The sequence below is a fragment of the Kitasatospora sp. NPDC004745 genome (assembly GCF_042873275.1).
Lineage (GTDB): Bacteria > Actinomycetota > Actinomycetes > Streptomycetales > Streptomycetaceae > Kitasatospora.
Genome location: NZ_JBIALK010000003.1, coordinates 336,739 through 358,378, shown reverse-complemented (window position 1 = coordinate 358,378; position 21,640 = coordinate 336,739). Strand labels below are relative to the sequence as shown.

Sequence of the window (21,640 nt, the reverse complement as noted above, 5' to 3'; positions counted from 1 at the left end):
GGCCTCAGTAGCTCAGGGCCGGGACCGGGGCGTCCTCGGCGGGCGGCGGGGACAGCTCCTTGCGGGCGTACCGGGCGATCAGGACGACCTCGACCACCGCGAGCGCGGCGTAGAGCAGGAAGAACACCAGGATGCTGATGGCGACGGTGGTGGTGCCCACCGAGGGCGAGACGCCGTTGCGGGTGAGCTGGATCCCCTGGACGATCCACGGCTGGCGCCCGCTCTCGGTGAGCAGCCAGCCCGCCGTGTTCATCAGGAACGGCAGCACCGAGGCCCAGACCGCCACCCGCAGGAACCGGCGCGCGGTGCCGAGCCGCTTGCGCCACAGCAGCCACAGGCCCCACAGCCCGACCAGCAGCAGGACGACGGCGAGGTACGCCATCACCCGCATCGCCCAGTACTGGACGAAGATGTTCGGGACGTAGTCGCCGGGCCCGTACTGCTGCTCGTACTGGGCCTGGACGGCGTTGAGCCCCAGCACCTGGCCGTTCCAGTGGTTGGTGGCGAGCAGCGAGAGCAGGTGCGGGACGGAGACGATCCGGGTCGGGGTCATGTCGTTCTTGCCGCCGCCGACCTGGAAGAGCGAGAAGGAGCAGGGCTGGCAGGTGTCCCACTGGGCCTCGGCGCCGGCGATCTTCATCGGCTGGTACTTCCCCTCGGTGACGCCGAGTTCGCTGCCGACCAGCATCGCGACCAGGAGCACCGGGACCAGCACGACCAGCGCCAGCCGGGCGGTCGCGTGGAAGGCGGTCGGGGAGGAGCCCCTGCGCAGCTGCCAGGCGGAGACGGCGAGCATCACCGCGCACCCGGTGACCACCGAGGCGAGGACCGCGTGCAGGTACCCGCGGAGGAACACCGGGTTGGTGAACAGCGCCCACACGTCGTCGAGCCGGGGCCGGCCGCTGGACGGGTCGATGGTGTAGCCGACCGGGTGCTGCATCCAGGAGTTGGCCATCATGATGAAGGCCGCGGACAGGGCGCCGCCCACGGCCACGGCCCAGATCGTCGCCAGGTGCACCCGCGGCGGCAGGCGGTCCCAGCCGAACAGCCACAGGCCGAGGAAGGTCGACTCCAGGAAGAACGCGGCCAGCCCCTCCATGGCCAGCGGGGCGCCGAAGACGTCGCCGACGGTGCGCGAGTACTCCGACCAGTCCATGCCGAACTGGAACTCCTGCACCAGGCCGGTGACCACGCCCACGGCGATGTTGATCACCAGGAGGACGCCGAAGAACCGGGTGAGCCGCAGCAGTTCGGTCCGGCTGGTGCGGTGCCAGCCGGTCTGCAGCAGGGCGGTCAGGAAACCCAGGCCGATGGTGACCGGCACGAACAGGAAGTGGTAGACCGACGTCATGGCGAACTGCAGCCTGGCCAGGTCGAGTTGACTCAATGTGGTTCCCCATCGCCGGACGCTCGGCCTCAGTCAACCACGCGACCGCGGGGCCGGCTGGGTGCCACCGCCGCGGTTCGCTCCGGCGGGTGCAGGCCGATCGGCGGAACCACCCGGTCGGCCGCCCGGCGCCCGCCGGCGTGCCCGCCCCGTCCAGCCGTCCGGGTGAAGTGCGCGATCCGGCCCGCAGCCCCACCGGTGGATCGTGGTCGATCTGTCAGTCTGGGGGCACCGTCAGAGGTTCCCCCGGTGGCCGAACCCCGTCCGTGAACCGTCCGTGAACCGTCCGTCGACGGTCCCGCAGTCCCGCGCACGGTCACCCGGCCGCCACCGTCCGACGAACCTCCGAGCTCCCCCTTCGGAAGGAGTGCGCGACCCCGTGGACGACGACATCGCCCGCGCCGGGATCCACCCCGCGAGGTACGACGTGGTGGTCGCGGGCGGCGGCCCGGCCGGCGCGGCGGCCGCGCTGGCGCTCGCCGGGGCCGGCCGCAGCGTCCTGCTGGCCGACGCCGCCACCGGCGCGCCGTCCGTCGGCGAGGCGCTCCCGGCCGCCGCCCGGGTCCTGCTGCGGGACCTCGGTGCCGAGGACCTGCTCGACGGACGCCACCACCTGCCCTGCCGCGCCAACCTGTCGGCCTGGGGCTCGGCGGAGCTCGCCGCGCAGGACAGCATCCACGACCCGCACGGCCACGGCTGGCACCTGGACCGGGCCCGCTTCGACCGGGGGCTGCGCGACCGCGCGCGCGGCGGCGGCGCGGTGGTGGCCGAGCGCACCCTGGTCCGCCCGGCCGAGCGCCACGGCGACGGCGGCTGGACGGTCGAGCTGCGCGGCCGGCACGCGCGCCCTGCCGTGCGCTGCCGCTGGCTGGTCGACGCCACCGGCCGCCGGGCCGCCCTGGCCACGGCCGCGGGGGCCCGCCGCACGGTCGACGACCGGCTCGTCGCGCTCCACCTCACCCTGCCCGCACCGGCCGAACCCGTGGCCGACGCCTCGACCCTGGTGGAGGCGGTGCCCGACGGCTGGTGGTACACGGCCCTGCTGCCCGGCGGCCGCCGGCTGCTCGCCCGCTACACCGACGCCGACCTGCCGAGCGCCCGGACCGGGGGCGCCGAACCCCTCCCCGGGCTTGGGGCGACCCGGCACACCGCCCGGTGGGCGGCCGCGCACCCGTGGCCGGCCGGCGCCCCGGTGCGGCGCGCGCCCGCCCACACGGCCCGGCTGGACGTCGTCACCGGGGACGGCTGGACCGCGGCGGGGGACGCCGCCGCCGCGTTCGACCCGCTCTCCTCCCAGGGCATCCTCACCGCCCTGTACACGGGCCTGCGGGCCGGCCAGGCCGTCCACCGCCACCTCGGGGGCGACCGGACGGCCCTCGCCGGGTACGCGAGCGAGCTCGACACGATCAGTGCCGTCCACCTGCGCAACCGGCGCGCCTACTACTCCCTCGAAGGCCGGTGGCCCGAGCACCCCTTCTGGCACCGCCGCCGCGTCGCCGGGGCCGCGCGCCCCGCCGCCGGCCGGGGGAGCACCCGACCCGTTCCCCCCGCACCCACAGGAGCGCCCGCATGACCACCCCCGACGCCGCCTCCACCGACGGATCCGCCGCCCCGCGGCACGGCCACCGCTTCCTGCTGATCGGCACCGGCACGATCTTCGCCTACCACCTGCCGCTCTACTTCGTGCCCGTCCACGCCTTCCAGATGATCAACAAGTTCGGGCTGGACGCGCAGCTGCGCCAGACGTACCTCAAGGACCTCTCCCGGTACCAGAACGAGCAGGTCTACTACTCCCTGTTCACCGAGGGCCACTGGCCGCTCGCGGAGATCGTCGACGGCACCCGCACCTCGCTGCCGGTGGAACTGGAGCGGGTGACGGTCGACGGCGAGGGGCGGCGCACCTTCACCACGATCCTCGACGCGACCATCGCCACCTGCCGGAAGGAGGACGTCGTCCACTACCGGCCGCTCGACGCCACCGACTACCCCGACTTCCTCACCTACCTCGCCTTCGGCCAGGGCACCGAGGTCCACCTGGCCCACCAGCTCGCCGCACCCAGGAACTGGGACGAGGTCATCACCACCGTCCGGCCCTCCGGCTTCCAGCAGAGCAACCTGGACCACGCCGGCGCCGTCACCTTCCTCGGCATCAAGGACCCCAAGGGCGTCATCGACCGGAGCCTGCTGACGAAGGGCCAGAGCTACGAGGGGCAGATCGGCGCCCGGACCGTCACGTTCACCGTCGGACGCCAGGGGTGGTGGAACGGCACCAGCCTCAACGACCACTAGGGTCGCCGCAGCGCGCGCGGGCCCGGGCCGTGGGGGAGGTCCGGGCCCGCCCGGGTGCGCGGTGGGCCGGGCGGACGCCCGGCCCACCGGGACGGGGGTGCCTCAGTCGGCCCGGTGCAGCCGGATCAGGCGGCTGGCGTAGTCGCCGGCGGGCAGGTCCGGATCGAGGCCGCGGTGCCGGAGCAGGGCGCCGTCGTACACCCGGCCGGTCTCCGGGTCGCGGTAGCGCGCGGCGGGGTGCAGGGCGGGCAGGCGCAGCGGGGCGGGCCGGTGGCCGAACCGGGTGGTGGGGCGCCAGACGAGGACGGCGTGCTCGGTGTCGTCCGCGGCGGCGTAGTGGACGGCGGTGAGCCCGTCGGGGCCGGTGAGCCGGTGCTGGAGGCCGTGCTGCACGAGTGGCCGGATCCGCTTGTACTCGGCCACCAGGCGGGCGGCCTCGGCGAGTTCGTCCGGTGTCCACCGGGTGAGGTCCCCGCCGAGGCCGAGCGCCCCGGCCATGGCGACGTGGAAGCGGAAGCGCAGCGGGGTGGCGCGGCCGGTGAGGCCGTTCGGCGAGTCGGTGACCCAGGCGGCCATGGACTGCGCGGGGAGGAGCTGGCCGAAGCCGTGCTGGATGGCGATCCGGTCGACGGGGTCGGTGTTGTCGGAGGTCCACGCCTGGTCGGTGCGGGCGAGGACGGCGAGGTCTACGCGGCCGCCGCCGCCCGCGCAGGCCTCGATCCGCAGACCGGGGTGGTCGGCGCGCAGCCGGTCCATGATCCGGTGGACGGCCCGGGTGTGGTCGATCCACACCCGGTCGGGATCCGGGTGGCCGGCCCGCCCGGCCTCGGTGAAGGGGCGGTTGGCGTCCCACTTGAGCCAGTCCACGGCGTTCTCGCCGACCAGCCGGTCGAGGGTGGTGCGGACCAGGTCCTCGACCTCGGGTCGGGAGAGGTCGAGGACGAGCTGGTGGCGCAGTTCGGTCGCGTCCCGGGTGGGGGAGTGGAGCACCCAGTCGGGGTGGGCGCGGTAGAGGTCGCTGTCGGCGTTGACCATCTCCGGCTCGACCCAGAGGCCGAAGGCCATGCCGAGGCCGTGGACGTGGTCGGCGAGGGGCCGCAGGCCGTCGGGGAAGGCCTCCGGGCGGGGGGTCCAGTCGCCGAGGCCGGCGTGGTCACCGGTGCGGGCGCCGAACCAGCCGTCGTCCAGGACGAAGAGTTCGGCGCCGAGCCCGGCGGCGAGCTCGGCGAGGCGGCACTGGCCCTCCTGGTCGACGTCGAAGCCGGTGGCCTCCCAGGAGTTGTAGAGGACGGGCCGGTCGCGGTCGGGCTCCGGCAGGACGCGGGTGCGGACGTGGTGGTGCCAGGCGCGGCTCGCCCCGCCGAAGCCGTCCGGGGTGTGCAGGCCGGCGAAGACCGGGGTGCGGAGCGTCTCGCCCGGCCGCAGGGACCAGCTGAGCCCCTCGTGGCCGAAGCCGCCCGTCCAGGTGGTGCGGCCGACCGGGTCCCGGTGCACGGTGATCCGCCAACTCCCGCTCCAGGCGAGGGCGGTGCTCCACACGTCGCCCCGCTCCTCGGTGGCGGTGCCGTCGTCCAGGGCCAGCCAGGGGCTCGCGTGGTGGCCGGTGAGGCCCCGGCGGCTGGTGAGCACCGTCTCGGCGACGGGGAGCCGGTCGCGGTGCAGCTGGAACTCGCTGGACCAGCCGCCCACGAGGTGGCTGAGCCGGGCGTCGGGCAGCGGCGGGGCCGTCCAGGAGGCGGAGTCGAGGCGGTGGACGGTGATCGGGCCGAAGTCGTCTCCGGGGGCGGCGGTGTGGGTGAGTTCGGTCCAGCGCTCGATGACGTCGCTGTCGGGGTGCACCCGGTAGCAGAATTCGGCGGTCAGCGGGTAGCCGCGGTCGGCCAGGCGCAGGCGCAGTTCGCCGCCGTCGACGCGGTGGCCGAGGAAGCGCCACTGGGCGCCGGAGGTGCCGTCGGGGAAGCGCACCTGGAGGCCGGCCGGGCCGAAGCGGGCGCCGCTCTGGACGCCCAGTTCGTCGGCGGCGGCCTCGTCCTCGAAGCTGCTGTCCGCGGGGGAGTGGGGGTGCGGGAGTCCGCGGGGGTCGAGCACGGGGCCCCAGTGGACGTGGCGGGGGCTGCCGTCGGCGCCGATGCGCAGGGCGTAGACGCTGTTCGGGGTGCGGAGCACGGCGAGGCCGAGGGCGGCGTCGAAGGTGACGGCGGAAGGGACGGAAGGCACGGGTGTCCCCCAGGGAGGAGAGCGGTGGTCGGACCGGGAGCCGGAGCTGTGAACGGCCCTCCGGGGAAGGGTCCTTGGTGTGGTGGCGGGGCACACGGGTGGCCCCGAGGTTAGATCTGTCGGATCGTCAAAATCAATACTGGAAGAAGTTATTTATTTGTCGTAGGTTGCAGCCGTGTTCCCCATCCATGCCCAGCCGTTGGTCACCGCACCGGCCGAGACCTCGATGCTCGCGCTGCTGCTCACCGAAGGACCGCTCAGCCGGGTCGAGTTGGCCCGCCGCACCGGTCTGTCCTCCACCGCCGTCACCAAGGCCGCCCGGCCGCTCATTGACGACGGCTACCTGCACGAACTCCCCCCGGAGCGCACCGCCCCCGGCGCCGGACGGCCCGTCAACCCGCTGGCCGTCACGGTGGACCGCGAGTACTTCGTCGGGGTCAAGATCAGCGCCGAGGCACTGTTCGGCGCGGTCTGCGACCTGCGGGCCGGCATGCGGGCCACCGCCGACGTCCGGCTGGGCGAGGACCGCGGCCCGGAGGCCGTGTGCGCCCTGGTCGGCGCGCTCGTCGAGCGACTGCTCGACGCGGACCCGGCGTTCCGCGAGCGCACCCGCCACCTCGGGATCTCCGTCTCCGGGGACGTGGACCGCGCCGCCGGGCGGGTCCGCTACTCCGTCCTCCCCGGCTGGCGGGACGTCCCGCTGGCCGCGACGGTGGCGCGGGCGACCGGCCTGAGCGTCACCGTCGAGAACGACGTCAAGGCCCTCACCTCCGCCGAGCACTGGTACGGGGAGGGCATCGGCACCGAGTACTTCGCGCTCGTCACCATCGGGGCGGGCATCGGCTCCGGACTGGTCGTCAACGGGCAGCTGATCGCCGGGGCGTACGGGGTGGCCGGCGAGATGGGGCACGTCTCCATCGACCCGGCCGGACCGGTCTGCCACTGCGGCCAGACCGGCTGCGTGGAGGCGATCGCCTCCAGCGACGCCATCCTGGCCGCGGTCCGGCACGCCACCGCGGACCCGGACCTCGACTTCGACGGCGCCGTCCACCTCGCCCGCGGCGGTGATCCCGCCGCCCGCGCGGCCTTCGCCCGGGCCGGCCGGGCGATCGGCACCGGCATCGCCACCCTGGTCAACCTGCTCGGCCCCGAACGGGTCGTCGTCACCGGGGAGGGCCTCGACACCTACGACCTGTTCGGCACGCACATCAGGGAAGCGTACGCCGCCCACTGCTTCAAGGCCGCTGCGAAGTGCCCGCTGACGCTGCGTCCGCTCCCCTGGGAGGAGTGGGCCAGAGGAGCCGCGGTGCTCGGCATCCAGGCGCTCTTCCCCTAGCGCCAGGCGCCGTTCCCCGTAGCGGACACCGGCCGGGACGGACACACCCACACCCCCACCCCCGAGGATGCGAAATGAGCGCACACGGACCGCAGCTCAGCCGACGTGGATTCCTCAGCGGCTCGCTGCTCTTCGTCGCCGGCGCGGCCGTCGGCTGCAGTACCGACCCGACCGGCGGCTCCTCCGGCGCCAGGACCACGCTGAACGTCTGGTTCCACGCCTACGGCGAGGCCGGCAGCCAGCAGGCCGCCACCCGCTACGCCGAGTCCTTCACCAAGGCCCACCCCGACATCGCGGTCAAGGTCACCTGGGTGCCGGGCGACTACACCAGCAAGATCAACGCGACCCTGCTCACCGACGGCGCCCCGGACGTCTTCGAGATCGGCGACTTCAGCGAGGGCATGGCCCGGCGCGGCCAGATCGCCCCGCTCGACGACCTGTACGGCGCGGCACGCTCCGACTTCAACCCGGGCGACCTCGCCTACGTGACCGTCGACGGCAAGCCCCACGGCGTCAAGATGATCGACGACGTCATGATGCTCTACTACCGCAGGAGCGCCCTCGACAAGGCCGGGATCCGCCCGCCCGCCACCTTCGACGAACTGGTCGCCGCGGCCAGGGCGCTCACCACCAGGAGCGGCAAGGGCCTGTTCGTCGGCAACGACGGCATCGGCGACACGCCCCTGCTGGCGGTCCGCTCGAACGGCGGCGACCTGGTGACCGACGGCAAGGTGGGCTTCGCCTCGCCGCAGGCCGTCGAGGCGATCGCCGGCCTCAAGCGGCTGCACGACGACCAGTCCCTGCTGCTCGGCTTCACCACCGACTGGTGGGACCCGTCCGCCCTCACCCAGGACGTCGTCCCGATCCAGTGGTGCGGCCTGTGGGCGATGCCCGCGATCGGCACCGCGCTCGGCGACGACTTCGGCGTCCTGCCCTGGCCGGCCTTCAAGCCGGGCGGCAGCCCCGTGCTGCGCGTCGGCGGCTGGACCAGCTGCGTCAACGCCAAGGGCCGGCACGTGGACGCGGCCAAGCGGTTCGTCCAGTGGCTCTGGATCGAACAGACCGACCTCCAGAAGGATTTCGCGGAGAGCTACGGCCTCCACATACCGCCGCGCACCTCGGTGGCCGCCAGCGCCGACAAGCTCTCCCGGGGCGCCGCCAAGGAGACCGTCGAACTCGCCGCCCGGTACGGCAGGAGCAATCCCAGCACCTGGGACACCGCCGTCGCCACGCCCTTCAACGCGGCCGCCGCCAGGATCGCCGCCGGGCAGGGCGACCCCGCACAGCTGCTGGCCGACGCGGCCGCGCAGGCCCAGACCGCCGTGGACAAGCAGCGCGGCTGATGAACGCCACCCCGGACACCACCCCGGACACCGTGCCGCGCCCCGCACGCACCGCACGTACCGGGCGCCCCGCGGCCCCACCGCGGGGCCCCGCCCCGGCCCGCCGCCCCGGGCGTGCCGACCGGCGCGCCTGGGCGGCGTTCGCCCTGCTCACCGGCCCGATGCTGATCGGCCTCGGGATCTTCAAGTACGTCGCCATCGGCTGGAGCCTGTTGCTCAGCCTCAGCGACGCCCACGGCAGCATCGCCCTCGGCCACTGGGTCGGCCTGGACAACTACCGGCACCTGCTCGCCGACCCGGCCTTCCGCTCCTCGCTCGTCCAGATCGTGCTGTTCACCCTCGCCGTCGTGCCGGTCACCTTCGCCGCCTCGCTCGGCCTCGCCCTGCTCGTGCACCGCGTCCGGCGCGGGAGGGCCGTGGTGCGCACGGCCTTCCTGATCCCGGCCGCCGTCTCCTACGTCGCGGCCTCGCTGCTCTGGAAGATGTGCCTGTTCAACGGCCTGCCCGCGGGCATCGCCAACACCGTCGGGGGCTGGTTCGGGATGGCCGCCGTGCCCTGGCTGCAGACCACCGACCCCCCGCTGTACTGGATCGTCCTGGTCAGCGTCCGGCTCTGGCTCCAGGTCGGCTTCTACATGGTGCTCTTCCTGGCCGGCCTGCAGGCCGTCCCCCGCGACGTGCACGAGGCCGCCGCCCTGGACGGTGCCACCGGTCTGCGGCTGCTGCGGCTGATCACCCTGCCGCTGCTGCGCAACACCTCCGTCGCGGTGCTGATGCTCCAGTTCATCGCGGCCTTCCAGGCCTTCGACGAGTTCTACAACCTGTTCAACAGCGGCCTCTCGGGCACCGCCACCGCACCCGTGCAGACCCCGCTGGTCTACCTCTACAACACCGCGATGGGCGCCCAGGACTACGGCCTCGGCTCGGCGGGGGCCTTCGTCCTCACCGCGCTGATCGTGGGCGCCACCCTGATCCAGGGCCGGCTGACCGGCTTCGGCAAGGGCGAGGAGTGAACCGACCATGACGACCGACCTGCTCAGGCGCCTGCGCCCCGGCGCGCGCGGCCTGCTGGTGGGCCTGCTGACGGCGGCCTTCCTGGCGCCGTTCTACCTGATCCTGCGCAACGCGCTGATGGACGCCAGGGGCCTCACCTCGCCCCGGTGGACCTGGTGGCCCGCCCACCCGCACTGGGAGAACTTCACGGCGCTCTTCGACGACCCGACCCTGCACATGGGGCAGGCCCTCGGGAACTCCCTGCTGATCGCCGGGATCACCGCGCCCGTCTCGACGCTCCTGGCCTCCGCCGCCGGCTACGCCTTCGCGCGGATCCCGGTGCCCGGACGCGGCGTCCTGCTGGCCCTGGTGGTGGCCACCCTGATGATCCCCGGCTCGGTCACCTTCGTGCCCACCTTCGTGGTGGTCGGCTCGATGGGCGGGGTCAACACCCTGTGGGGCGTCATCGCCCCCGGCCTGTTCAACCCCTTCGCCGTCCTGCTGTTCCGCAACTTCTACCTGCGGTTCCCCGCCGAGATCGAGGAGGCCGGGCGGCTCGACGGCCTCGGCTGGACCGGCCTCTACCGCCGGATCGCCCTGCCCGCCTCGGGCGCCATGCTCGCCTCGCTCGGGGCGCTCGCCTTCATCGACAGCTGGAACTCCTTCCTGTGGCCGCTGGTCATCGGCCAGGACCCGTCCGCGTGGACCGCACAGATCGCCCTGTCCACCTTCCTCACCTCGCAGACCATCAACCTGCCGGGCCTGTTCGCCGGCGCCGTCGTGACCGTCGCCCCGCTGGTGGCGATGTTCCTCATCGCCCAGCGGTACATCGTCGAAGGCATCGCCACCAGCGGCCTCAAGGGCTGAGCCGCCCGCCCCCGTCTCCCCGGACGCCGTGAGCCGGGGCCCGCACCACCCAGCACCTCCCTCACCCCACCAGACCGGAGGGAAACCCTCATGCGATCCGCCCCCGTGCGATCCGCCCTCATGCGATCCGTCGGAACCGCCCCGCGCGGCCTGCCCGCGGTACTCGCCACCGCGGCACTGCTCGTCCTGTCCGCCCCCGGCGCCGTCGCCGCGCCGGCCACCGGCACGGCGCCCACCACCGGCACCGCCTCCGCCGCCCCCGTCGCGCTGACGGGGGACCGACTCGCCGCCTCCTGGACCGGGCCGCTGTCCACCCGGGGCCGGTACGTCGTCGACGCGAACGGCCAGCGCTTCAAACTCAAGTCGGGCAACTGGGCCGGCGCCCAGGGCACCTGGGAGGGCAGCGGCGCCGTCGACGACCCGGCGAACAACCAGGCCGGACAGGTCTCCCACGACATCCCGCTCGGCCTGGACCGCACCCCGCTCGGCCGGATCACGGCCGACTTCCACGCGGTGGGCGTCAACAGCATCCGGCTCCCGTTCGCCAACGCGATGATCCACGACACGGCGCCCGTCCCGGACTCCGCCGTCGCGGCCAACCCGCAGCTCAGGGGGAAGACCCCGCTCCAGGTGTACGACGCCGTGGTCGCCGCGCTCACCGCCGACGGCTTCGCCGTCGTCCTCAACAACCACACCACCAGCTACCGGTTCTGCTGCGCGCTGGACGGCAACGAGCGCTGGAACAGCGGCCAGTCCACCCAGCAGTGGGTCGACGACTGGGTGTTCCTGGCCGAGCGGTACAAGGACAACAAGCGCGTGGTCGGCGCCGACCTGCGCAACGAGGTCCGCCGCGACACCTGGGACGACCCGAACTGGGGGTGGGGCGACGACCATGACCTCTACGCCGCCTTCGAACAGGCCGGCAACAGGATCCTCGAGGCCGACCCCGACCTGCTGATCATCATGGAGGGCATCAACTGGCAGGGCATCCCCTCCGGGATGTTCAGCCACGGCCGCCCGATGCTCACCCCGGTCCGCACCCTCTCCAACACTCTGATCGACTCCGGCAAGCTGGTCTACTCCGCGCACTTCTACGGCTACACCGGGCCCCACCACACCGGTGCGAGCGGCGGCTGGCAGAACGGCGAGACCAACGACCCCCGCTACCAGGACCTCACCCCCGAACAGCTCGTCCAGGCCGTGGACGACGAGGCCCTGTTCGTCACCCAGGCCGGACAGCACTTCACCGCCCCCGTGTGGATCAGCGAGTTCGGCGCCGGCGGCCGGGGCTCCGACAACGCCAAGGAGAAGGACTGGTTCGACCGCTTCACCGACATCCTGGTGAAGAACGACACCGACTTCGCCCAGTGGCCGCTGGTCGGCTGGAGCGACGCCACCGGAAAGCCGAACGACACCTGGGCGCTGATCAGTTACGACGCCACCGGCCGGCGCACCGGCGTCGAGGACCCCGGCGACTGGCGCGCCGCCGACTGGAACAAGCTCGTCGACGCCCCCGCCAGGACCGGCGCCGTCCCGCCGGTCGACCACTGGAACACGGTCGACCTCGACTTCGGCGACCAGAACCTCTCCCGCACCATGCGCCCCGCGGCCGACTGGGCCGTCGGTTACCGCAAGGGCAACTGCCCCGACACCGAGCGCGTCGTCGGCCTCGCCCGCAGCTCCAACCGCGGTCTGTGCACCGACGCCGGGCAACCCGCCAAGAGCGCCGGCGCCTGGACGGCCGTCACCGACGAACGCTACGTCAAGGACGACTGGGCCGGCGGCTACAACAAGCTCCAGTGCCCCGACAACGGCTTCGCCGTCGGCTACAGCGTCAACGGCAACGCCATGGCCACCCTGCTCTGCGCGCCCTCCGCCACACCGCTGCCCGCCACCAACCGCCTCGTCTGGTTCGACCACGGAGACAACCGGCCCGCCACCGGCGGATCGAACGCCAGCGACTGGGCACCCGGCCACTACAAGGGCCAGTGCGCCGACGACGAGTACCTCGCCGGCGTTGCCTTCACCTGGCGGTGGATGCACGGCGGCGCCCCCGACGCCCTGCTCTGCCGACCGCTCCGCTGATCCGCCCCCACACCCTGACCGCCCCACACCCCGACCGCCCCGCACCCGAAGCCAGGAGCACCCGGCATGCCTCGACTGGAGATCGCCGACGAGGGCTTCCGCCTCGACGGCCGCCCGCTGCGCATCCTCTCCGGCGGACTGCACTACTTCCGCGTCCACCCGGAGCAGTGGGCCGACCGGCTCCACAAGGCGAGGCTGCTGGGGCTCAACACGGTCGAGACCTACGTCCCCTGGAACCTCCACGCGCCCCGGCGCGGCGAGTTCCGGCGGGACGGGGGTCTCGACCTGCCCCGCTTCCTCGACCTGGCCGCCGCCGAGGGCCTGCACGTGCTGCTGCGGCCCGGCCCGTACATCTGCGCCGAGTGGGAGGGCGGCGGCCTGCCCGCCTGGCTGCTCGCCGAGGACGACATCCGGCTGCGTAGCCGCGACCCCCGCTTCCTCCGCGCCGTCGACGACTACTTCGCCGACCTCCTCCCGCCCCTGAAGCCGTACCTGTCCACCGGCGGCGGGCCGGTCATCGCCGTCCAGCTGGAGAACGAGTACGGCGCGTACGGAGAGGACACCGGCTACCTCGCCGACCTCGCCGCACTGCTGCGCGCCCACGGCGTCGACGTCCCCCTGTTCACCTGCGACCAGCCCGCCGACCTCGGGCGCGGCGGCCTGGACGGGGTGCTGCGCACCGCCAACTTCGGCAGCCGGGTCGAGGCCGGCCTCGCCGAGCTGCGCCGGCACCAGCCGACCGGGCCGCTGATGTGCTCGGAGTTCTGGATCGGCTGGTTCGACCGCTGGGGCGCCACCCACACCACCCGCGATCCGGCCGACGCCGCCGCGGACCTGGACCGGCTGCTCGCCGCCGGGGCCTCCGTCAACGTCTACCTGTTCCACGGCGGCACCAACTTCGGCTTCACCAACGGCGCCAACGACAAGGGCACCTACCGGCCCACCGTCACCTCCTACGACTACGACTCGCTCCTCGACGAGGCCGGCGACCCCACCCCGAAGTACCGGGCGTTCCGCGAGGTCATCGCCCGGCACGCGCCCGTCCCGGCCGAGCCGGTGCCCGCCCCCGGCCCGAAGCTCGCCCCCGCCACCGTCGAACTCGACTCCTGCGCGGGCCTGTTCGGCCAGGACCAGCTGTTCGGCCCGGCCGTGGCCGCGGACCGGCCGCTGAGCATGGAGCTGCTCGGCCGGTCCTTCGGCTTCGTGCTGTACGAGACGGACCTGCCGGCGGCCGGGCCCGCCGTGCTGCGGGTCGGCGAGGTCCGCGACCGCGCCCAGGTCTTCGTCGACGGGCAGCCCGTCGGCGTCCTGGAGCGCGAGGACCACGAGCACGCCATCGCCTTCACCGCCCCCCGGCGCGGGGCGCGGCTGGCCGTCCTGGTGGAGAACCAGGGCCGGGTGAACTACGGGACGGGCATCCACGACCGCAAGGGCCTGCTGGGTCCGGTCACCGTCAACGGAGAGGAGCCGGCCGGCTGGTCCAGCCGCGCGCTGCCCCTGGACAGCCTCGACGGCCTCGCCCTCGCGCCCGCCGCCCCCGTCGTCGGTCCGGCCTTCCACCGGGGCCGCCTGCACGTCGAGCGGCCCGCCGACGGGTACCTGGCGCTGCCCGGCTGGACCAAGGGCCAGGCGTGGATCAACGGCTTCAACCTCGGCCGCTACTGGTCCCGCGGCCCGCAGGCCACCCTGTACGTTCCCGCGCCGGTGCTCCGCCCCGGCGCCAACGACGTCACCGTCCTGGAGCTCCACGCCTGCACCGCGCCCACCGTCGAGCTGCGCGACCGTCCCGACCTGGGCCCGACCGAGGACTGACGCCCACGCGGGGGAGCCGTGGGTGTACAGCAGGTGAACACCTCACCTACGGCGCGTGTGTGCGGCATGTCGTCGCCGGGCGTGCCCGGTAGGCGGGCCGAGGATGGCCGCGTCCCCCGCCGACCGTCGTCCAGGAGACCGCGCATGCCCCGACGGGCCACCCTCCCCGGCCGTACCCTCCGCCACGCCGCCACCGCGGCCGCCGTCCTCGTGTCGGTCGCGGCGTGCGGATCCGATGCGAACACCCCGACCTCGGCGTCGACCGGGCAGGCGAGCGGCCCCGCGGTCGTCCGGGCGAGCGACGCGGCGAGCAGCCCGGCGAGCGCCCGGGCGAGCGGATCGCCGATCGCCTGCAACGGGTCGGGTGAGGTCCTGGGGGCCGGCTCGACGGCGCAGGCGAACGCGATCGACATCTGGAAGACCACCTTCAGCGCCGCCTGCCAGGGCATCACGATCAACTACGGCGGTGGCGGCTCGGGCGCCGGCATCCAGCAGTTCACCGTCGGGAAGGTGGCCTTCGCCGGGTCGGACACGGCGCTGAAGCCGGCCGAGGTGGACGCCACGAAGCAGGTCTGCACCGGTGGCCAGGGCATCGACCTGCCGATGGTGGCGGGCCTCGTCTCGATCGTCTTCAACGCGGAGGGCGTGGACAAGCTGGTCCTGGACGGGCCGACCATCGCCAAGATCTTCAACTCGGAGATCACCCAGTGGAACGACCCCGCGATCGTCGCGCTCAACCCCGGCGTCACCCTGCCGACCGCCGGGATCGAGGCGATCCACCGCTCGGACGACTCCGGCACCACCGCCAACCTCACCTCCTACCTCGCCGCCACCTCCGGCGGGGCCTGGCCGTACCCGCCGAGCAAGACCTGGGCGGGCAAGGGCGGCGAGTCGGCCAACGGCAGCGCCGGGGTCGCGGCCCAGGTGAAGCAGAACAAGAACTCCATCGGGTACGTGGAGCTGTCCTACGCCCAGACGAACGGTCTGAAGAGCGCGGCCGTCGCCACCGGGGCGTCGCAGCCGGTCGACGCGACCGCCGCCAACGCGGCCACCACCTTCGCGGGTGCCCAGGTCGCCGGTACCGGCGACGACCTCGCCCTGACCCTCGACTACGCCACCAGGCAGGAGGGCGCGTACCCGATCGTCCTGGTCACCTACGAGATCGTGTGCGACAAGGGCAACAAGGCCGCCACCCTGCCCGCCCTCAAGTCCTTCCTGACCTACACCGCCAGTGACGCCGCCCAGCAGGCGATCGGCGCGAAGGGATACGTCCCGCTGCCCGCGGAGATCACCGGCAAGGTCGGTGCGGTGGTGTCCCAGCTCTCCTGAAACCCGCCGCCCACCGGTCCGCCGCCCACCGCCGGGCGGCGGACCGGTGGCGCCTCCGCGGGGGCCGCACCTTCGAGGAGCAGGTCACACCGGCGCGGGTGCGCGGGTGACGTCCCGGAGTGCGAGGAGCAGGAGTTGCTCGCAGGCCGTCAGGGGCCGGGCCAGGGTGGAGCCGGCCGTCACCGTGCGGCGTTCGGGGGCCGGGTGGATCCGGAGCTCGGCCAGCTCGCCGTGCCGGAGTTCGAGGCGGACGGACCGGTGCGCCACCAGGCCCACCCCCAGGCCGATCCGCACGGCCTCCTTGACGCCCTCGGTGCCCCACAGGTCGAGCGTCCGGGCGCCGGACAGCTCCCAGCCGTGCAGGAGGTCGGTGAGCTGGCGGCGCGTCTGGGACCCGGCCTCGCGCAGCAGGAACGTTTCGTTCGACAGCTCGGCGGGGGTGACCTCGCGCCCCGCCAGGGGGTGGTCGGCCGGGCAGACGACCAGCATGTCGTCGCCGGCGAGGCGTTCCGCCCGGTAGCGCCCGGGCGGCAGCGGGCCGCCGCTGAGCGCCACACCGATCCGGCCCTCCTCCAGGGCCTGGGCCAGCCGGTCCGCGCTGTCGACGACTAGGCTGAACCGGACCTCGGGGGCCCGCTGCCGCAGTTCGAGCAGGACGGAGGGCAGGAAGTGCCCGCTGATCGTGCTGGTGCTGCCGATCACCAGCGGGTCCTCGGCGAGGAGGGTCGCGGCCTGGACGGCCGCGACGGCCTGGTCGGCGAGCGCGAGCACCTCCCTGGACTGCGCGAGCAGGACCTCGCCGGCCAGGGTCGGGCGGATCTTCGGGCCCGAGCGGTCGACCAGCTGGGTCCGCAGGGCTATTTCCAGGTTCTGCACCTGTTTCGACACGGAGGACTGGCTCAGGAACAGCACCTGGCCCGCCGCGGAGAAGCCGCCGCACTCGATGACCTGGGCGAATATCGCCAGTTGATTGAGGTTCAGTCGCACATGGCCTCGCTCGCGTCCGGACGGTAGGGGGCACGGGGGGCCGGTGCGGCGCCTTGCGGTACCGACCGGTAGGGCAATGTACCGCCTGTCGGGCTTCGCGCCACAGTGGCCTTCCCTCGGCGTCTCGCACATGCTGACGGATTGTCGAACAAGCGTCGGGAAAGGCCCTCCGCCGTGGCGTCGTCGAACGCCATCGGTAAAGGATGGGCAAAGTCGCGGGACGAAACCCCGGTTCCGGCCTCTTTTCACGGTGACCGGCCCGCCAGTGGCCGGTGGTTCCCGGGAGGTTTCGCGGCGCGCACGCCGTCGAACCGTTCCGCCCGGTGGCGGTGAACGGAATCCCGGCGTGATGAGGAAGTCGATGTCTACTTCGAGGAAGAAACGCGAACCCGGAAAGGCCGTCTACGGGATTCCCCGCGCGAACCGCCCCCCGCGGTGGCTCGCCACCCTGCTCGTGGTCGTGGCCGTGGTGTTCACGGTGACGGCCCTGGCGATCCCGGTCCTGCGGTCGGCGGGCTCGTACCGCACCGCGCCGCGGGCGGAGGCGTCGCCGGGCACGGTGCAGACGCCGACCGGGCCGTTGACCCCGCTCGACCGGGACTTCGTCAAACGGGTCCGGCTGGCCGGTCTGTGGGAGATCCCCGCAGGTCGGATGGCCGTCGCCAAGGGTGGCACGGCCGAGGTGAGGACCGCCGGCCAGCACCTGATCGACGGACACACCGACCTCGACCGGGCCGTGCTGGACACGGCCAGAACCCTGGGCCTGGGCGTCCCGGAAGAACCCTCCGCCCAGCAGAAGGCGTGGCTGAAACAGCTGGACGACGCCCAGGGGCCCGAATTCGACCGGCTGTTCGCGAACATCGTGCGCAATGCCCACGGCCAGGTGTTCGCGGTGGTCGCCCAAGTGCGCGCCGGGACCCAGAATTCCACCGTCCGCGATCTCGCGACCACGGCCAACTCCACCGTGCTCGACCACATGACGGTCCTGGAGGAAACCGGCCTGGTGAAATTCGGGGACCTTTCCGGGCCGCCGGCCACCACCGCCTCCCCGCCGTCGAGCCCGAGCCAGGGCCCCACGTCCGGCCCGGCGACCCAGCGCTAGGGAGTGTCTTGAACGCCCGTCGCGCGGCTGCCCCCACGCCCGCGGCGAAGAGGAATTCCCCCGCCTGTCCCACAGGCCCGATCCCGTTCCGAAGGTGCCAAGATGAGGATTCACAAACGTGACACGGCCAGGCGGAAGGCACTCGCCCTTCTGCTGGCCGGGATACTGGCGGTCAGCGGCGCCTCGGTGCTCGCCGCGGCCGCGTTCGCCGGGCAGCGCCCGTCGCGCTCCCCGCAGTCCGCCTCCCAGGCGGCCGGCACCCAGCCGGGCACCGTCGCCTGCGCGGACGTCGGCGACGCGCTGGCCTCGGTGCCGGAGGCCGCCCAGCCCGAGGTCGGCCAGGACCTCGCCGACCTCGACGTCCAGGTGGCGGACGCGTACCGCAGCCTCTCCGAGCCCGGCGCCGGAGGCGGCGAGCAGCGCGTGATGGGCGAGCTGGCCGACAAGCGGTCGGCGACCCTGCGCAAGCTCGCGGCCAGTGCCGGCCCCGACTCCGGTCTGCCCGAGGACGTCTCCGGGCTCGCCACCTGCGCCATCCGGCACGACCTGGTGGTCGACTCCTCGGCCCAGGACTACGCCCCCGAGGACAAGAGCGCGGCGGCCGACCGCAACGCGGCGGCGGCCGGCGGGAAGCAGGGCCTCGGGCGCGGTTTCGTCGACATCAGGACCGTCAATCCGAACACCGCCAAACCGAGCCGCACCGGCCCGGCCACCGGCACCTTCACCTCGCAGTGCGGGCGCAACGAGAACCGCCACCTCAACCCCGACAACGTGATCGTGGCGCCCGGGGTGAGCAACGGCGCCCACCACATGCACGACTACGTCGGCAACCTCGTCACCGACGCGTTCTCCGCCAACGGCAAGCTCGCCGGCGCCGGCACCACCTGCTCCAACGGCGACCAGTCGGCCTACTACTGGCCGGTGCTGCGAGTCCTCGACGGCGTCGCCGAGAAGGACGCCAAGGCGCCGGGCGGCGGGAAGGACCGCAACGTGGGGCGCATCCTGCAGCCGGCCGAGGTCGGGATCACCTACTCCTCCGCCGCCGGGAACAAGGTCCAGCCGATGACCCGCTTCCTGCGGATCATCACCGGCGACGCCAAGGCGCTGACCAACGGCCCGGCCAACGCCCACGCCTCCTGGAGCTGCACCGGCTTCGAGGACCGCCAGCTCGCCGACAAGTACCCGATCTGCCCCAACGGCAGCCGGGTGGTGCGGACCCTGAAGTTCCCGGACTGCTGGGACGGCCGGAACGTCGACAGCGCCAACCACCGCACCCACACCGCCTTCTCCCGGGCGGACGGCAGCTGCCCGAAGAACTTCCGGGCGATCCCCCAGCTGACCGAGCGCGTCGCCTACGACGTGCCGTCCGGCGTGCGCTTCGCCGTCGACACCTTCCCCGAGCAGCTCCACAACCCGATCACCGACCACGGGGACTTCATCAACGTGATGAACCGCAACCTGCTGGACCAGATGGCGAGCTGCATCAACGAGGGGCGTCGCTGCGGATGACCCCGACCAGCCCGGAGGGCTCTGCGATGGTGACGGAGGACGGACGCCTGGCCTGGCACTCGGCCGCCGGGCCGGCGAGGGCCGGCCGGGCGCGCAGGGCGGGCCGCGGACGCCAGGTGCGCCGGGTCGCCGGCGCGGAGCCGGTGCCGGACGGCACCGCCGGGGACCGCCCCGAACCCGGCGGCCCGGGTGCGCGCAGGGCCTGGTCGCTGCTCCCGGTGCTCGCGGTGGCACTCGGTCTGACAGCCGTGGCGGTGAACGGCGCGCTGCAGGCGTTCCTCGGGGTGGCCGCCGGGGTCATCACCCTGGTGTCCTTCTCCTCCGCGGTGCTGTGGGGCCTCGCCGCGACCGACCGGCTGCTGCTCTACCCCGTCCACCGGCTGGCCGCCCAGGCGATCCACCGGGCGATGGGCGTCGCCGGCGTGGTCTTCCTCGTCCTGCACGTGTGGATGAACCTGATCCAGCACCGGATCGGCGCACTCGCGGCGTTCGTCCCCTTCGCGGACCCGCACCGGCCGGTGGTCCTGGGACTGGGCGTCCTGGCCGGCTACCTGCTCCTCGCCGTGGCCCTCGCCGGGGCGGCCCGCGGGCTGCTGGCCCGGACCGGCGGGGCGCGCCGGTGGCGGATCGTCCACATCTGCGCCTACCCGGCGTGGGGCGCCGCCCTGGTCCACGGCCTGCACGCGGGCCGGCTGCCCGCCCCCTGGGTCTCCGTCCTCTACGGAGCGGCCGTGGTCGGCGTGATCGTGGTGCTCGGGCTGCGGATGGCCCTGCGCAACGGTGGCAGCAAACGCCGGCCCGGCGCCCCCGTCCGCCCGGCCGCCCCGATCCGCCCCGCGGCCCCGGGCCGCGCGCAGGCGGCCGACCGGCCGCGGGTCGGCCTCGGCACCGGACGGCGGCGACGGGACGGATGAGCGGTGCACCGATCGCCTGGCTCGGCCGGCCGGTCCTGTTCGCCGGCCTCGAACGCGACGAGCGCCTGGACCACCGCGCCCACCTGGTCGTGCACGGCGGGATGCCGACGCTGCCGGCCGACGAGCTGGCCGACCTCGCCGAGAACGTCGACCTGCGGGGGCGGGGCGGGGCGGGCTTCCCGTTCGCCCGCAAGCTCCGGGCCGTCGTCAAGGCGGCCGCCCGGCGCCGGGCCCGCCCGGTCGTGGTGGTCAACGGCACCGAAGGAGAACCGAGTTGCCTGAAGGACGCGGCCCTGCTGCTGCGCACCCCGCACCTCGTCCTGGACGGCGCCCTGCTGGCGGCGGACGCCCTGGACGCCGAGCAGGTGACGCTCGGGGTCACCCGCGGGGACACTGAGCAGTCGCTGCGCAGGGCGCTGGCCGAGCGGAGGGTCACCCGGGTGCCGGTGTCCGTCGTCCGGCTCCCCGAGCGGTTCGTCTCGGGGGAGGGGAGCGCGCTGGCCCGCGGCATCTCCAGCGGGATCGCCCTGCCGCGCGGCGGCGGCGTGCGGACCAGCGACAGCGGGGTCCGGGGAGTGCCGACCCTGCTCTCCAACGCCGAGACCTACGCGCAGCTCGCGGTCGCGGCCCGCCTCGGGGCGCTGCCCTACCGCGAGGTCGGCACCCCCGCGGAGCCGGGGACGGTCCTGCTGACCCTCGCCGGCTCCCGGGTGGTGGAGACGCCCACCGGCGTCCCGCTCGGCGAGCTGCTGGCGATGTTCGGCCTGGACGCCGGGCAGGGCGTGCTGACCGGCGGCTACCACGGCACGTGGCTGACCCCGGCGGCCGCCGCCACCGCGGAGGTGTCCCGGCAGTCCCTGCGCAGCCTCGGCGGGGCCCTGGGCGCCGGCGCGATCCTGCCGCTGCCGTACACCACCTGCCCGCTGGGCGAGGTGCTCCGGGTCGCCCGCTGGCTGGCCGACGAGACGGCGGGCCAGTGCGGGCCGTGCTACCTCGGGCTGCCGGCCCTGGTGAAGGCGCTGGAGGAGGTGGTGCGCGGCGGCGGCCGGGCCGCCCTGGACGTCGTCGAGACCAGGATGCGGGCGGTCACCGGCCGGGGTGCGTGCAGCCACCCCGATGCGGCCTCCCGGTTCGTGGCCTCGGCCCTGGAGGTCTTCGACGAGGACCTGCACCTGCACGGGCAGCGCTACGGCTGCGGCCGGCCCGTGCAGGGCGTGCTCCCGATGCCGGCCGTGGAGAGCGCCGGGAGCATCGTCGTGGACTGGACGCTCTGCGAGGCCCACGGGCTCTGCACCAGCGTCCTGCCCGAGGTCATCAGCCTGGAGGCGGACGGCTTCCCCTCCGCCGGTGTGATGCCCGTCCCGCCGCAGCTGCTCCAGCAGGCGGCCCGCGCGGTCGACCGCTGCCCGGCCCTGGCGCTGCGGATCCAGTGAGCCGCCGCGCCGCGGCCCGCGCGCCACCGTTCCACCC

The 21,640-nt window shown here is 73.8% G+C and carries 16 protein-coding genes; 13 read left to right on the top strand and 3 right to left on the bottom strand.

Features of this window, described 5'->3' with window-relative positions; all coding sequences use genetic code 11:
* Positions 1-4: 4 nt before the first annotated feature.
* Complete coding sequence (locus ACFYUY_RS08530) at positions 5-1,387, bottom strand: cytochrome ubiquinol oxidase subunit I (RefSeq protein ID WP_387899254.1); 1,383 nt, start codon at positions 1,385-1,387, stop codon at positions 5-7.
* A gap of 379 nt (positions 1,388-1,766) precedes the next feature.
* Between ACFYUY_RS08530 and ACFYUY_RS08525 the strand changes: the two genes are divergently transcribed.
* Positions 1,767-2,960, top strand: a complete 1,194-nt coding sequence (locus ACFYUY_RS08525) for a tryptophan 7-halogenase (protein WP_387899252.1) — start codon at positions 1,767-1,769, stop codon at positions 2,958-2,960.
* Complete coding sequence (locus ACFYUY_RS08520; protein WP_360218052.1) at positions 2,957-3,676, top strand: hypothetical protein; 720 nt, start codon at positions 2,957-2,959, stop codon at positions 3,674-3,676. The genes ACFYUY_RS08525 and ACFYUY_RS08520 overlap by 4 nt, the downstream gene beginning before the upstream one ends.
* 102 nt (positions 3,677-3,778) lie before the next feature.
* Here ACFYUY_RS08520 and ACFYUY_RS08515 read toward each other — a convergent pair whose 3' ends face one another.
* Positions 3,779-5,893: an alpha-galactosidase gene (locus tag ACFYUY_RS08515; protein ID WP_387899250.1), complete on the bottom strand. Its 2,115-nt coding sequence runs from the start codon at positions 5,891-5,893 to the stop codon at positions 3,779-3,781.
* A 175-nt stretch (positions 5,894-6,068) separates the two neighbouring features.
* On the opposite strand from ACFYUY_RS08515, the gene ACFYUY_RS08510 reads away from it, so the two are divergent.
* The 7 genes from ACFYUY_RS08510 to pstS all read left to right on the top strand — a co-directional run bounded on the left by ACFYUY_RS08510 (position 6,069) and on the right by pstS (position 15,658).
* On the top strand, positions 6,069-7,229 hold the full coding sequence (locus ACFYUY_RS08510; RefSeq protein WP_387899247.1) for an ROK family protein: 1,161 nt from the start codon (positions 6,069-6,071) through the stop codon (positions 7,227-7,229).
* A gap of 74 nt (positions 7,230-7,303) precedes the next feature.
* Positions 7,304-8,572: an extracellular solute-binding protein gene (locus tag ACFYUY_RS08505; RefSeq protein ID WP_360222136.1), complete on the top strand. Its 1,269-nt coding sequence runs from the start codon at positions 7,304-7,306 to the stop codon at positions 8,570-8,572.
* Complete coding sequence (locus tag ACFYUY_RS08500; protein WP_387899244.1) at positions 8,572-9,585, top strand: carbohydrate ABC transporter permease; 1,014 nt, start codon at positions 8,572-8,574, stop codon at positions 9,583-9,585. The genes ACFYUY_RS08505 and ACFYUY_RS08500 overlap by 1 nt, the downstream gene beginning before the upstream one ends.
* Positions 9,586-9,592: 7 nt before the next feature.
* A complete protein-coding gene (locus ACFYUY_RS08495; protein ID WP_360222142.1) occupies positions 9,593-10,432 on the top strand; it encodes a carbohydrate ABC transporter permease in 840 nt (279 codons plus the stop codon).
* Between the two features lie 120 nt (positions 10,433-10,552).
* The gene (locus tag ACFYUY_RS08490; RefSeq protein WP_387899242.1) at positions 10,553-12,517 is read left to right on the top strand and encodes a glycoside hydrolase family 5 protein; all 1,965 of its coding nucleotides are present in this window, start codon (positions 10,553-10,555) and stop codon (positions 12,515-12,517) included.
* 66 nt (positions 12,518-12,583) lie between these two features.
* Positions 12,584-14,329, top strand: a complete 1,746-nt coding sequence (locus tag ACFYUY_RS08485) for a beta-galactosidase (RefSeq protein ID WP_387899239.1) — start codon at positions 12,584-12,586, stop codon at positions 14,327-14,329.
* Between the two features lie 144 nt (positions 14,330-14,473).
* Positions 14,474-15,658, top strand: a complete 1,185-nt coding sequence (gene pstS / locus ACFYUY_RS08480; RefSeq protein WP_387899237.1) for a phosphate ABC transporter substrate-binding protein PstS — start codon at positions 14,474-14,476, stop codon at positions 15,656-15,658.
* Positions 15,659-15,742: 84 nt separating this feature from the next.
* Here the strand turns inward: pstS and ACFYUY_RS08475 are convergent, their stop codons facing one another.
* Positions 15,743-16,645, bottom strand: coding sequence for a LysR family transcriptional regulator (locus ACFYUY_RS08475; RefSeq protein ID WP_387899234.1), 903 nt, complete (start codon positions 16,643-16,645; stop codon positions 15,743-15,745).
* Positions 16,646-17,006: 361 nt separating this feature from the next.
* Between ACFYUY_RS08475 and ACFYUY_RS08470 the strand changes: the two genes are divergently transcribed.
* The 4 genes from ACFYUY_RS08470 to ACFYUY_RS08455 all read left to right on the top strand — a co-directional run bounded on the left by ACFYUY_RS08470 (position 17,007) and on the right by ACFYUY_RS08455 (position 21,603).
* Complete coding sequence (locus tag ACFYUY_RS08470; protein ID WP_387899231.1) at positions 17,007-17,747, top strand: DUF4142 domain-containing protein; 741 nt, start codon at positions 17,007-17,009, stop codon at positions 17,745-17,747.
* A 102-nt stretch (positions 17,748-17,849) separates the two neighbouring features.
* Entirely contained in the window at positions 17,850-19,256 is a 1,407-nt protein-coding gene (locus ACFYUY_RS08465) for a DUF1996 domain-containing protein (RefSeq protein ID WP_360222160.1), read from the top strand.
* Entirely contained in the window at positions 19,253-20,170 is a 918-nt protein-coding gene (locus ACFYUY_RS08460) for a hypothetical protein (protein ID WP_360222163.1), read from the top strand. The genes ACFYUY_RS08465 and ACFYUY_RS08460 overlap by 4 nt, the downstream gene beginning before the upstream one ends.
* Positions 20,167-21,603 (top strand): NADH-ubiquinone oxidoreductase-F iron-sulfur binding region domain-containing protein, encoded by a 1,437-nt coding sequence (locus ACFYUY_RS08455; protein WP_387899227.1) that lies wholly within the window; start codon positions 20,167-20,169, stop codon positions 21,601-21,603. Before ACFYUY_RS08460 ends, ACFYUY_RS08455 begins: the two co-directional genes overlap by 4 nt.
* The last annotated feature ends 37 nt before the right edge of the window (positions 21,604-21,640 follow it).